We start from the raw sequence: 11,955 nt of genomic DNA on the forward strand, positions 1-11,955 counted from the left end.
GCCCCGCGCCCCTGAGTGGGTTGCCTGATCCCTCCTACGACGCGAACAGGCGTACTGGCCATGCCGCATGTGCTTCCGCGGCGATTTCCAGCAAGGGCGCCGAGGCGGCGGGCAACGAGTCGGGCCCCTCGTCGACAGCCCTCCGCGCCGCCTCCACCGCCTGGCCCGCGACGCGGTCCAGCTCCGGTGCCAGCCGCGCCAGTGCGCCCGTCGCGTCGAAGGGGTCCAGGCTCAGCAGCCTCACCGTCGCCGACGCCGCGCCGCTCACGCTCTCGTACGCCGCGCAGTACGCCGCGTCCACGGCCTCCAGCCCGGCCGCCCGAGCCGTCAGGCCCAGCACGACGGGCTGGTGGGCGCCCTTGGGGAACTCCCGTGCCACCGCGTCGAGTTCAGTCGACGGCCAGGTCGCCCGGGCGGCCCGCATGAGCTGCCGCCCCAGTCTCCGCGCGGCAACCCGCAGTGCGGGCGACGGCGTACGCGCATCCGCGGCCGCGTCCAGCTCCGAGGGAGACACGCCGAGCACGGCCGCCGCGGCGAGCGCCGAGGACACCAGCCCCACCGTGTGCAGCCGCCCGCGGCAGAAGGACTCCAGACTCTCCGCCCCGGTGATCCGCCCCGCCTTGACGGCCGCCTCGGCCCCGCCGGAGTGCGCGTGCCCTCCGGCGGGGAACCGGCCGTCGGCCAGGACCAGAAGTGCAGCCCTGGACATCAGAAGAGGAAGTAACGCTGGGCCATGGGCAGTTCGGCTGCCGGCGTGGCCTCCACCAGCTCCCCGTCGATGTGTACGGCGAAGCTGTCGGGGTCGACCCGTACGTCGGGCCGCGCGTCGTTCTCCCGCATGTCGGCCTTGGTGACCCCGCGCGTCGACTCGATGGCCACGAACCGCTTCCCGAGCTGGAGTCGCTCCGGCAGGCCGTCCTCGATCGCGAGTGGCGCCACGAAGTTGAAGGAGTTGGCCGCGGGAGCCCGTCCGATCGCCCCGTACATCGGCCGGGGAAGGATCGGTTGCGGGGTCGGAATCGAAGCGTTCGCGTCGCCCATCTGCGCGTAGGCGATCTGCCCGCCCTTGATCACCAGATGCGGCTTGACGCCGAAGAACGCGGGCTCCCACAGCACGAGGTCGGCCAGCTTGCCCGTCTCCACCGAGCCCACCTCGTGAGCGAGCCCCTGGGCGACGGCGGGGTTGATCGTGTACTTGGCGACATAGCGCCGTACGCGATGGTTGTCGGCCCGCCCGTCCCCCGGCAGCGCTCCCCGGCGCCGCTTCATGACGTGCGCGGTCTGCCAGGTGCGCATGATGACCTCGCCCACGCGCCCCATGGCCTGGGCGTCGGAGGAGATGATCGAGATGGCGCCCAGGTCGTGCAGGATGTCCTCGGCACCGATGGTCGTGGGCCGGATGCGGGACTCGGCGAAGGCGAGGTCCTCGGGCACCGCCGCGTTGAGGTGGTGGCACACCATCAGCATGTCGAGGTGTTCCTCGGCGGTGTTGACGGTGAAGGGGCGGGTGGGGTTGGTCGAGCTGGGCAGCACGTGCGGCTGGGAGACCACGGTCATGATGTCCGGAGCGTGCCCGCCGCCCGCGCCCTCGGTGTGGTAGGCGTGGATGCCCCGCCCGGCGATCGCGGCGAGTGTGTCGCCCACGAAACCGGCCTCGTTGAGGGTGTCCGTGTGGATGGCGACCTGGATGCCGGTCCGGTCGGCGACGGTCAGCGAGGCGTCGATGACGGCGGGCGTCGAGCCCCAGTCCTCGTGCAGCTTCAGGCCGAGCGCGCCCCCGCGGATCTGCGACAGCATGGCCTCGTGCGAGACGGTGTTGCCCTTGCCGAGGAAGCCGATGTTGAGCGGGTACTGCTCCATCGCCTCGAGCATCCGGGCGAGGTGCCAGGGGCCGGGGGTGACGGTGGTGGCCTTGGAGCCCTCGGCGGGGCCGGTACCGCCGCCGACCAGGGTGGTCACCCCGGACGCCAGCGCCTCGTCGGCGATCTGCGGGCAGATGAAGTGGACGTGGGCGTCGATGGCGCCGGCGGTCAGGATCCTGCCGTTGCCCGCAATGATCTCGGTCTCCGGGCCGATCACCAGGTCCGGGTGGACCCCGTCCATGGTGTCGGGGTTGCCCGCCTTGCCGATGCCGGTGATCCGGCCGTCGCGGATGCCGACGTCGGCCTTCACCACGCCCCAGTGGTCGACGACGACCGCGCCGGTGATGACGGTGTCCGGGGTGCCCTCCGCGCGGGTGGCACGCGACTGGCCCATCGACTCGCGGATGACCTTGCCGCCGCCGAACACGGCTTCGTCACCGGCGAGTCCGGGACCGCCGGAACGATCCTCCTCGACCTCGATCAGCAGATCGGTGTCGGCGAGCCGGATGCGGTCGCCGGTGGTCGGGCCGAACAGGTCGGCGTAGGCGGCACGAGAGATCTCAGGCATCGAGGGCACCTCCGGTCTCCCCGCGCAGCCCCGGCACCACGCGGGCGCCGGTGAGCGGGACGAGTTCCACCTCGACCGGGATGCCGGGCTCGAAGCGCACGGCGGTGCCGGCGGCGACGTTCAGCCGCTTGCCGCGCGCGGCGCCGCGGTCGAACTCCAGGCCCGGGTTGGCCTCGGCGAAGTGGTAGTGGGAGCCGACCTGGACGGGCCGGTCAGCGGCGTTGAGGACGGTCAGCCGGGTGACCTCGCGGCCCTCGTTGTAGGCGATCGGCCCGTCGGCGAAGAGGATCTCTCCGGGAATCATGGGGCCCCTCAGACGATCGGGTCGTGGACGGTGACGAGCTTGGTGCCGTCCGGGAAGGTCGCCTCGACCTGGACGTCATGGATCATCTCGGGGATGCCCTCCATGACGTCGTCCCGGGTGAGCAGCTTGCGCCCGGAGGCCATGAGCTCGGCTACGGTACGGCCGTCACGCGCGCCCTCGAGGATGTGCGACGTGATGAGGGCGACCGCCTCGGGGTGGTTGAGCTTGAGCCCGCGGGCCCGGCGCTTCTCGGCCACGTCGGCCGCCACGTGGATGAGCAGCCTCTCTTGCTCGTGCGGGGTCAGTTGCACGTCCCACCTCACAGTCCTCGCTCCGGACCGTGCGGGGTCCGGCTGCCGCAGCCCCGGGGCAAAGTCCCTGGTGGCGTGGATCCGCAGGCTAGTTGGATCCGGTTTCAGGCACGTTAACCAAGCTGGGGTCCCGCATGCTCATCAACGCCCGTAGACCGTCCCGCAGGGCCTCGGCGGGCGCCGGTCCGAACAGAGCCTGCTGGGCGAGGAAGCCCATCGCGGCGGCCATCATCGTGCGCGCCACGTCGTCCGGGGGCACGTCCGACCGCATGATTCCGGCCTCCTGGTACGCCCCTACGATCCGCGTCCAGGTCTCGCGCACGGCGCCGTAGCCCTCGCACAGGAGGGCCGCGAGCTCCTCGTTGCGAAGGGTCTCGGTCCACACCTGGACGACCAGCCGCGGGAACGCCGGCCGCCCGTCCACGGTCACGGACTCCTTGGTGGCGAGGACACGGCTGAGCACGGAGGCCACCAGAAGGTCCGGAGGCGGGGGCGGGCTGCTGCGGGCCGCCTCCTCGAAACCCTCGTGGACCTGTGCGAGCACCTCCCCGACGATCGCGCCGATGAGCTCCTCCTTGCCGCTGAAGTAGCGGTACACGGCCCCGGCCGAGAGGTCGACCTCCTTCAGGACGTCCTGCATGGACGTGGCGTGGAAGCCGTTGCGGGCGAAGCAGACCGCGGCGCCGTCGAGGATCTGCCGACGCCGGGCGTCGAGGTGTGCCTGGGATACGCGAGCCATGACCCCAAACTAAAACGAACATTCCTTCTTGACAAGCCGCGGCAACGGCGGGACGGTGTGAACCGAAGCAAAAACGAACGATCCTTCTTTTTAACGGGACCACCAGGCCCCGGAGAGGACCCTCATGTCCACCCGTCGCACGTTCGCGGTCGTCGTCCTCGTGCCGCTGCTCGCCGCCCTGGCGCTGTGGGCCTTCGCCTGGCCCGCCGCCCGCACCGCCCCTCGCGATCTGCCGCTCGGCGTGGCCGGGCCGGCCGCCGCGACCGCACAGATGGAGAAACAGCTGCGGCAGCACGAGGGCGCCTTCGAGATTCATCACTACGCCGACGAGGCGGCCGCGCGGACCGCGATCGAGGACCGGACCGTATACGGCGCGGTCGTCGCGACCGCGCAGGGCCCGGAGCTGCTCACGGCATCGGCCGCGAGCCCGGTCGTGGCCCAGCTCCTCCAGCAGGCCGTGGGCCGGCAGGCGGCCGCGAGCGGCACCGGGGTGGGGACGGTGGACGTCGCCCCCACCCCGGCGTCCGACCCGAGGGGGGCGGCCCTGAGCAGCTCAGTGCTGCCGCTGGCCCTCGCCGGGATCATCGCGGGCGCCGTGGTGACGTTCCTCGGGCTGCGCGGACTCCGCGCGGTGGCCGCGCTGGTCGTCAGCGCCGCACTGGTGGGCGCCCTCGCGGCCGCACTGGCCCACAGCTGGCTCGGCATCCTGACCGGGAACTGGTGGGCGGAGGCCGGGACGTTCGCGCTGTCGAGCCTGGCGGTCAGCGCGGCCATGGCGGGACTCGCCGCCGTCGTCGGACCCTCCGGGATCGGCGTGGTCGCGCTCCTGGTGATGTTCCTCGGCAACCCGTTCTCAGGTGCCGCCACGGCCCCGCAGCTGCTGCCCGACCCCGTCGGCACGATCGGCCAGTGGCTGCCGCCGGGCGCGAGCGCGACCCTGCTGCGCTCGGTGTCGTTCTTCGACGGCGCGGCGGCGACCGGACCTGTCCTGACCCTCACCTGGTGGGCCGCGCTGGGCCTGGGCGCCGTGATCCTCGGGAACGCGCTGAAGGCGCGGGCCAAGGGCGCCACGCCTGCCACCACCGAGCGTGAACTCACCCCCGTCGGCTGACCGGACCCGCTCTTCCACGCCCCCGGCCCGGACGGTCGGGGGCGCCCGCGTCGCTACGAGGCGCCGGTCCCCCGGTGATGCGCCGCGATACCGAACCGCTGCTGTTCGCGGGGAGCGGACGCCACCTCCCGCACGGTCGAGACCGCACTGACCACTTGCTCCTCGACGGGCTTCTGGAGCTCCTCCAGCTGTTCGAGGTCAGCCGCGGAGACCAGGGCGACCAGCGGCTTTCCATGCCGTGTGACGACGACGCGCTCACCGCCGTACACCACCCGGTTGATCAGGTCGGCGAGTTCAGCCCTGGCTTGCGTCACCGGAATCTCGTAGGCCATACCCCTAGCTTACGGCGCGCCTATCTGGTTCACCGTGGTCTGTGACGACATCAAAGTTCCAGGTCAGGGGCTCTCGCGTGCTCCCGTGCGCTCTCGTCTGTGAGAAATGTGTGAGACGAGGTGAGACGAAGAACTATCTGGTCGCACTGATCCTGACAGGTCTCCGGTGCGGCGGAACGCCCCGCTCCGACCGGCCCTGCGCAGAACTCCGGCCGGGCGGGTGCTTGCCCGTCGACGCACCGGAGGCTGGGCGGATCTCCACCCAGCCTCCATATCGGCAAGCCGTGGTGGGCATGGGCGGGCCTTCGGAATCGGTGAAGTCGAAGTCGGTGCCGATGTGGCGCGCGGGACTGGCCTGGTCGGCGCTGTCGGTGGACTACCAGCGCATCCTGCGGGTCCTTGCCGACCGGGACCGACTTGGTCAAGGTTCGCGCTCCTGTCAGGAGATGGCCGTCTGCTTCGGCCTGGAGGCGGTGCCGGCGAAGGTGGAGGCGTTGCGGTCGAAGGCGAAGCGGATGGTGGCCCGAGGGCGGCTGGTCGAGCCGGTGCCGGGTCGGTTCCCGCTCTCGGAGGGCGTGGCCGGACAAGGCGCCGGATTGTGAACGGCGACCGTCAGACCCGCAAGGTTTCTCCCTGAGGGTCGTAGCAGACGAGCCCGTGCTCGCGTGCCAGGGCAGCCACCTCGTCAGACGAGAAGGTATCGGCGATCGGGGCGTACGTGCGGGGATCCCGGGCCGCGGGCGGCGGGGCTCGTCGGAGCAGAGAGGGATTTCGAATGGGAAGTCGCGCCTCGGGGTGATGCGCGCGGGCGGTCCCGTAAGCCCATACCGTGCGGAATCGATCTGCCGGCCTTCTGTGTCCTGCCGTTCGCCGGCTGCTGGTACTGGGTGAGTGGCGAGACCGGGCCCAGACCGTCCTCGTTCCGGCCGCGACGCCAAGCAGATGGGGCCGGTGCCGGCCGACCCCAACCTCGCTCCGGCCTCCCTGGCGCTACCCCGCCAGCTCATCCTCCAGCCACGTACGCCCTCGCGTGCGGGCGCTCAGCCTGACGTCGCCCAGGGGGACGGCGAGGCGTTCCGCCTCCGCGCGCACCGCCGCCTCGGCGTCCGTACCGACGTCCTCCAAGAAGCGGCACACGATCTCACCCCTGCTGTCCTGGGCCCAGCCGCCGACGATGCGGCCGTCCCACCACAGCGAGGGGCCGATGTTTCCGGCCCGGTCGAAGAGGCGCGGGCCGTGGTCGCCGAGGAACCAGTCGCGTTCGTGCCAGCCCATGGGGGTGGAGTCGAGGGCCGGCAGGAGCGCGGCCCACGGCTCCGGCGGCTCGGTCTCCTCCAGGTCGTCGGGCAGGAGCAGACCCGTCGTGCCGGCGCCGAGATCGACCTCGACCGGCTTGAGTGCTGTCAGCACGCGCTTGACCTGTGTCTTGGTCCATCCCGCCCACCAGCGCAGGTCGTCCGCCGTGGCTGGACCGTAGGCGCGCAGCCAGCGCCGGGCCAGCTCTTCCTCCGCTTCGTGGGTGTCCAACTCGGCGAGACCGCCGGGTGACCAGTCGGTCAGCGGTGCCCAGCGGTACTGGTGCGAGGTCCACGAGCCGCGCGGTCGGGCCCGCACCACGCGGCCCTCGGCGGCGAGCAGGAGCAGCAGTCTGCTCGCGACCTTCTGCGTGCCCTCGTACTTCTTGCCCGCCGCGAGGACGACCGTGGTACTGAGGCGGGGATCGTCACCGGCGAGTTCGGCGGCCGTCGCCTCGCCGCGCGCGGCGAGCGCGCGCACGGCGATGTCCTCCGTCTCGGCGAGCCAGGCGCGTACTCCGGCATCGTCGTCGGCGACCTTGGACGCGGCCAGGAACCCCAGCAGCTTGCGGCGTTCGCGCGCGGCCACCGCCTGCGAGCAGGCGGCCTGCATCACCGGGGCCACGTCGAGGGTGGTCACGAAGACGGTACGGCGCATGCCGAGCAGCCGGATGAGGGATCGGTCCTCGTACAGGGCGCGTTCCACGTCCCGCACCGAACCACCGTTCGTCCGCGCCCAGGTGGCGAGGTACACGGAGGAGGGGTCGGTGCTGTGCAGCGCGACGAGGTCGCCTGCCACCCCGACGGGGTCCTTCGCGCGGGCGGCGACCGCCAGCCGGTGCCGTACGCCGAGCCGGGCCCGTCGTTCCGCCACGTCGATACGCCGCATGTCCGTCACTCCTTCGTGTCGTGCTCTGTCCCGCTTTTCCACGAGAGGGAAAGCGTACGGGCGAACTGGTCCGAAAGGATCAACTGGGGCGGCTGCGCAGAGGGTTGGGGGCTCATTCGATCAGTTCGCCACCGACGTGCACAGGAAGCCGTCCGACAGCAGCCAGCGGCCCTCGTAGCGGCGGGGGACAGCGGCGGGTGCCGTCGGCGGTGCGGTGAGCACGCGTGCCGTGAACGTGCCGCAGACGTGCAATTCCACCTCCGCGTCGAGGAAGTCGAGCAGGCAGCCCGCCATCGGGAACCAGGCTTTGTAGAGCGATTCCTTGGCGCTGAACAGCAGTCGGTCCCAGTGGACGAGCGCTCCTGGCAGCTGGTCCAGAGCCGCGAGGTGGATCAGTTCGGCGGGGCCCGCGATCATGTCCAGCACGGCGGGGCCGACCGGTGCGTTCGGCTCGGCGTCGACACCCAGCCAACGGGTGGGCGCGGCGAGCGCGACGGCCGCGCCCCGGTAGCCCTCGCAGTGGGTCATGCTGCCGCGGATGCCCGCGGGCCAGCGCGGGGCGCCCCGTGCGCCGGGCAGCAGCGGGACGGGCGGGACGCCGAGCGTGCCCAGTGCGCGCCGGGCGCAGGATCGTACGGTGGTGAACTCGGCGCGGCGGCGCGCCACCGCCCCGCTGATCACGGCCGCTTCCTCCGGGAAGAGCCACTGGCCCGGCGGATCGTCGAACGCCTCGGCACATGCCACTTCCGTGGGCAGGATCCGCTCCAGCAAGAGTGCCGCCCTCCCGAGATGGCGGTGGCCCTGGACGGCAGGACGATAGCGCTCGGCGCGCGGCTTCGGGTGTGCCGGATTGAGCAGTGCGCGGGGCGGGCGGCGCCTACCGTCGGCGCGGACACACGGCCCGGTCCTCCGGGCGGTCGGCTGACCCGAGACGAAGGACGGTGGCGGACGTGCGCGTTATGTTGACCAGTTGGGGATGGCCCACGCACCTCTACCACCTCGTTCCGCTCGGCTGGGCCTTCGCCGCGGCCGGGCACGAGGTCCGGCTGGTCAGCCAGCCCGCGCTCGCGGACCGGCTCGGTGCCACGGGTCTGACGGGCGTGGTGGTCGGCGAGGACGCCGACCTGCTGTCGCCGGAGGTCAGGGCGCGCGCGGGGATGCCGGTCGGTCAGCTGCCGCCGCAGGGGGCACCGCCCGACTACGCCCGGATGTGGCGCTCCACCACCGTGCGGATGGAGGTGCTGGCGGAGGCGATGGTCGAGGGGGTGACGTCGTTCGCCCGCGCCTGGCGCCCGGACCTGGTGGTGTGGGACTGGATGACCTTCGCCGGGCCCATCGCGGCCCACCTGCTCGGCCTGCCCAGCGCACGGCTCGTGTACGGGCCGGACATGTTTCCCCGGATGCGGGAGGCGGCGGAGGCCACGTCACCGGGCGTCGCCGAGAAGTGGCTCACGTCCCTCTACGGCCGTCACGGCGTCGAGGTGACGGGGGTGGACAGCGCCTGGGGCGGCGACTGGTGCCTGGACACCTGCCCGCCCAGCGTCCAGCTTCCCTCGGTCAAGGGGCTGCCGCTGCGGTACGTGCCCTACAACGGCCCCTTGGTGGCGCCGGCCTGGGTCGCCGAGCCGACGGAGCGGCGGCGTATCTGCGTGACGATGGGCACAAGCGCCCGGAGGCTGCGTGGTGAGGACTCCGTCTCGCTCCCCACCCTGCTGGAGGGTCTTGCGGAGCTCGACGCGGAGGTCGTGGTGGCCGGGACCGGGGAGCAACGGCGTGGGCTTGAACCGCTGCCGGGAAACGCCGTGTTCGCCGAGTACGTGCCGCTGCACGCGCTGCTGCCCGGAAGTGACGTGCTGGTGCATCAGGGGGGCGCGGGCAGTGCCATGTCGGCGGCATTCTGCGGGGTGCCGCAGGTGGTGGCGGCCGCCATCGCCGATCAGCCGTTCATGGCCGAGCGGTTCGCGTCGGTGGGCGCGGCGGTGCATGTGCCCGCGACGTCCGGTTGCGAGGAGGCGGTGGTGGCCGGGGTGCGAACTGTCCTGGGCGACCCTTCCTACGCGGCCGTGGCCGGGCGGTTGCGCAAGGAGATGCTGGGGCAGCCGGCACCGTCCGAGGTGGCGGCGACCCTGACCGGCATGGTGCGGGATCACACCGTGGGCTGACCTTCACGTATTTCCCAAGGCCTACGGACTCCCCCGACAGGTTCGCCGGACCTGTCGGGGGAGCTTCGTCATGCGGCGGACGGTGTACGGGCGGCCGGCCGGGAGACCACGCCGAGTTCGGCGGCGCCCTCCAGCAGGGCGAGCGCGATCGCGTCGACGTGCCGGTTCTCGGGGGCGGCGAGAGGGGTGTCACGGGCCCAGTCGTTGAAGGCGCCCATCGCGGGACCGCAGGGGATCTGGTAATCGCGGCGCCCTCGGGGGTCGCCGGTCAGGGCCAGCCGGGTGGCGCGCGTCAGGTAGGCGCGCATGACGAGGGCCATGCGGTGCTTTTCATCGCGGTCCGCCCTGGCGCGCTGTTCGGGTGCCAGGTCCTCGCGGAGACGCTCCCACACGGCGCTGAGGGGCTCTTTGAAGATGGTGTCCTCGAACCGGCTGCGGGTGGTGGCATCGAGCGCCTCCAAGGAGGCGTGCCCGCGGTATGCCTGGTAGAGGGCGTCGGCGCGGGCGGCGAAGAGCGTGCCGCCGGTGGCGACGCGGGTGCGGCCGCCGAGTTCGAAGAGGGTTTCCGCGGGCGCCTGCGCCGTGTCGTCGACGCCGAGACCCGCGAGCAGCTCCTTGACCGCCGTGGACGTACGGGCTTGTGGCGAGGCCTGGTTGACGGAGCCGGTCAGGATGAAGTCGGCGCCGCGCAGGAACGCGGCGGCGACGCTGCCGGGCTCCCCCAGCCCCCCGCCGGCGCCGACCCGCGGCGGCTCGGCGTACCCGTGGCGGAGATGGGCCCTGTCCCGGAGCGCGATCACCGCGGGGAGCAGTACCGGGCCCGCCAAGTCGGAGGTGAGCCAGCCAGGTCCGGCCTCGGCGCACACGTCACTGGCGACGGGCAGACGCTCCGCGGCCCACGCCTCCTCCTCGGTCAGCTCGCCCCTGGCGACCAAGCGCCGGATCAGTGCGGGCGGCGCTGGGCTCAGGAACGCGTCGGCCTGTGCCGTCCGGGCGACCTTGACGAGCAGTTGGCGTCCCGGGGCGGGTGTGCCGTCGGGGCCGCGACGGGCTCCGGTGAACCGCCATCGCACCAGGGGCTCGCTCACCCCCGCGGCGGCGGACGCCTCGCCGTGGCGCACACCGCGGGCGAGGCCGAGCCGTACGACGTCGTCCAGGTGCCGCGCGGTCGCCGCCGTCGAGGGCAGGGCCAGGCCGTACGGGCCCGCGACGTCGGTCAGCCGCTCCAGGTCCTCGGTGATGTCCTGGATGCCGCGCCCGACGGTGCTGAGAAAGCCCAGAAGTCCGCGCGCGGCCAGGCGGGCGAGCATGGCGGGGCCGGACACGCCGTCCGCGAGGGAGCCGGCCGCGTAGGCGTGGGCGGTGCCGTAGTCGCGGCGGAAGGCTTCACTGCCCAGGTGTTCCTGGCCCCCCGCGACGAACCGGACGGGGTGCTCGGGCCGGACCGTGGGCGGGGGTGGTGGCGGGGTCGGCGGAACGACCGTGGTCGGGAGGGCGTGGACGTCGGCGGCGGAGCGGGCGCTGAGATGCGGTCCGGCCTTGCGCCACATGGTGGTGAGGACCTCGCCGGGGCCGATCTCCTCGATCCGGTCGACGCCGCTGTCCGCGAGCAGACATAGCGTCTCCCACCAGCGGACGGGGCTGACGAGGTGACGGGTCAGCAACTCGGCGGCATCGTCTGGCCCGTAGGGTTCGGCGGTCACGTTGGCGATGACCGGCACCTCGGGGGCGGCCATCGGGATGCCGCGCAGGGTGTGGGCGAACTCCTGGGCCGCCCGCTCCATGTGGCGTGAATGGGCGGCGACGGCGACGTTCAGGGGAACGCAGCGTACGCGTCCGTCCGCGGCGAGGAGCGGGGTGATCCTGCGCAGCGCGTCCTTCGGGCCCGAGAGCACCAGTTGGTCCGGGAGGTTGTGGTTGGCGAGGGTGACGCTCTCCTCGCCCGACTCCGCCAGCAGCTCACGCAGCCGCTCCACGCGCATCCCGAGCACCGCGGTCATGCCCCCGCCGGTCGCGCTCGCCATCAGCTCCCCGCGCCGTTTCGCCAGCCGTACCCCGGTGGCGAAGTCGAAGCATCCGGCGACATGCAGGGCCGTGAGCTCGCCGAGGCTGTGACCGGCGAGGAACGCCGGCTGCGGAGCGTCTGCGAAGCGTGCCCGCGCGGCGAGCGCGCCGGTCACGAACAGCGCGGGCTGCGCATAGCGTGTGTCGCGCAGCCGCAGATCCCGGCCGGCGCAGAGGTCGCGCACCGAGTATCCGAGGATGCCGTCCGCCTCCCGCACCAGTTCGGGGAAGGCGTCGAGGTCGCTCTCCCCCATTCCCGGTGCCTGCGATCCCTGGCCGGGGAAGAGCAGCGCCAGCGTCATTCGTCTCTCCTTCGCC

General features: G+C 72.4%; 12 protein-coding genes. 3 read left to right on the top strand and 9 right to left on the bottom strand.

Features of this window, described 5'->3' with window-relative positions; translation table 11 throughout:
• Positions 1 to 34: 34 nt before the first annotated feature.
• From QF027_RS07810 to QF027_RS07830, 5 genes are all read right to left on the bottom strand, one after another.
• Positions 35 to 709, bottom strand: a complete 675-nt coding sequence (locus tag QF027_RS07810; protein WP_307073633.1) for an urease accessory protein UreF — start codon at positions 707 to 709, stop codon at positions 35 to 37.
• Positions 709 to 2,430: an urease subunit alpha gene (locus tag QF027_RS07815; protein ID WP_307073634.1), complete on the bottom strand. Its 1,722-nt coding sequence runs from the start codon at positions 2,428 to 2,430 to the stop codon at positions 709 to 711. Before QF027_RS07815 ends, QF027_RS07810 begins: the two co-directional genes overlap by 1 nt.
• Complete coding sequence (locus QF027_RS07820; RefSeq protein ID WP_062046975.1) at positions 2,423 to 2,734, bottom strand: urease subunit beta; 312 nt, start codon at positions 2,732 to 2,734, stop codon at positions 2,423 to 2,425. Before QF027_RS07820 ends, QF027_RS07815 begins: the two co-directional genes overlap by 8 nt.
• A gap of 8 nt (positions 2,735 to 2,742) precedes the next feature.
• Entirely contained in the window at positions 2,743 to 3,045 is a 303-nt protein-coding gene (locus QF027_RS07825) for an urease subunit gamma (RefSeq protein ID WP_010355509.1), read from the bottom strand.
• A gap of 88 nt (positions 3,046 to 3,133) precedes the next feature.
• A complete protein-coding gene (locus QF027_RS07830) occupies positions 3,134 to 3,784 on the bottom strand; it encodes a TetR/AcrR family transcriptional regulator (RefSeq protein WP_307073636.1) in 651 nt (216 codons plus the stop codon).
• A 124-nt stretch (positions 3,785 to 3,908) separates the two neighbouring features.
• Here QF027_RS07830 and QF027_RS07835 point away from each other — a divergent pair, with 124 nt between their 5' ends.
• Positions 3,909 to 4,895: an ABC transporter permease gene (locus tag QF027_RS07835; RefSeq protein ID WP_307073638.1), complete on the top strand. Its 987-nt coding sequence runs from the start codon at positions 3,909 to 3,911 to the stop codon at positions 4,893 to 4,895.
• A gap of 53 nt (positions 4,896 to 4,948) precedes the next feature.
• On the opposite strand, the gene QF027_RS07840 is transcribed toward QF027_RS07835, so the two are convergent.
• The gene (locus tag QF027_RS07840) at positions 4,949 to 5,227 is read right to left on the bottom strand and encodes a type II toxin-antitoxin system Phd/YefM family antitoxin (protein ID WP_059207614.1); all 279 of its coding nucleotides are present in this window, start codon (positions 5,225 to 5,227) and stop codon (positions 4,949 to 4,951) included.
• Positions 5,228 to 5,520: 293 nt separating this feature from the next.
• Here QF027_RS07840 and QF027_RS07845 point away from each other — a divergent pair, with 293 nt between their 5' ends.
• Positions 5,521 to 5,829, top strand: a complete 309-nt coding sequence (locus QF027_RS07845; RefSeq protein ID WP_373432407.1) for a hypothetical protein — start codon at positions 5,521 to 5,523, stop codon at positions 5,827 to 5,829.
• A gap of 388 nt (positions 5,830 to 6,217) precedes the next feature.
• Here QF027_RS07845 and QF027_RS07850 read toward each other — a convergent pair whose 3' ends face one another.
• Positions 6,218 to 7,411 (bottom strand): winged helix DNA-binding domain-containing protein, encoded by a 1,194-nt coding sequence (locus tag QF027_RS07850; protein WP_306984823.1) that lies wholly within the window; start codon positions 7,409 to 7,411, stop codon positions 6,218 to 6,220.
• A gap of 120 nt (positions 7,412 to 7,531) precedes the next feature.
• Complete coding sequence (locus QF027_RS07855) at positions 7,532 to 8,182, bottom strand: 4'-phosphopantetheinyl transferase family protein (RefSeq protein ID WP_306984821.1); 651 nt, start codon at positions 8,180 to 8,182, stop codon at positions 7,532 to 7,534.
• Between the two features lie 188 nt (positions 8,183 to 8,370).
• Here QF027_RS07855 and QF027_RS07860 point away from each other — a divergent pair, with 188 nt between their 5' ends.
• Positions 8,371 to 9,573, top strand: a complete 1,203-nt coding sequence (locus QF027_RS07860) for a glycosyltransferase (protein ID WP_307082316.1) — start codon at positions 8,371 to 8,373, stop codon at positions 9,571 to 9,573.
• Between the two features lie 68 nt (positions 9,574 to 9,641).
• Here QF027_RS07860 and fabD read toward each other — a convergent pair whose 3' ends face one another.
• Positions 9,642 to 11,939, bottom strand: coding sequence for an ACP S-malonyltransferase (gene fabD / locus QF027_RS07865; RefSeq protein ID WP_307073639.1), 2,298 nt, complete (start codon positions 11,937 to 11,939; stop codon positions 9,642 to 9,644).
• Positions 11,940 to 11,955: the final 16 nt, after the last annotated feature.

It is taken from the genome of Streptomyces canus (assembly GCF_030816965.1).
GTDB lineage: Bacteria > Actinomycetota > Actinomycetes > Streptomycetales > Streptomycetaceae > Streptomyces > Streptomyces canus_E.

Excerpts from the sequence above, each read along its gene's own strand:
- QF027_RS07810 (WP_307073633.1), bottom strand. The coding sequence starts at position 709 with ATGTCCAGGGCTGCACTTCTGGTCCTGGCCGACGGCCGGTTCCCCGCC.
- QF027_RS07815 (WP_307073634.1), bottom strand. The coding sequence starts at position 2,430 with ATGCCTGAGATCTCTCGTGCCGCCTACGCCGACCTGTTCGGCCCGACC.
- QF027_RS07820 (WP_062046975.1), bottom strand. The coding sequence starts at position 2,734 with ATGATTCCCGGAGAGATCCTCTTCGCCGACGGGCCGATCGCCTACAAC.
- QF027_RS07830 (WP_307073636.1), bottom strand. The coding sequence starts at position 3,784 with ATGGCTCGCGTATCCCAGGCACACCTCGACGCCCGGCGTCGGCAGATC.
- QF027_RS07835 (WP_307073638.1), top strand. The coding sequence starts at position 3,909 with ATGTCCACCCGTCGCACGTTCGCGGTCGTCGTCCTCGTGCCGCTGCTC.
- QF027_RS07840 (WP_059207614.1), bottom strand. The coding sequence starts at position 5,227 with ATGGCCTACGAGATTCCGGTGACGCAAGCCAGGGCTGAACTCGCCGAC.
- QF027_RS07845 (WP_373432407.1), top strand. The coding sequence starts at position 5,521 with ATGGGCGGGCCTTCGGAATCGGTGAAGTCGAAGTCGGTGCCGATGTGG.
- QF027_RS07850 (WP_306984823.1), bottom strand. The coding sequence starts at position 7,411 with ATGCGGCGTATCGACGTGGCGGAACGACGGGCCCGGCTCGGCGTACGG.
- QF027_RS07860 (WP_307082316.1), top strand. The coding sequence starts at position 8,371 with ATGTTGACCAGTTGGGGATGGCCCACGCACCTCTACCACCTCGTTCCG.
- fabD (WP_307073639.1), bottom strand. The coding sequence starts at position 11,939 with ATGACGCTGGCGCTGCTCTTCCCCGGCCAGGGATCGCAGGCACCGGGA.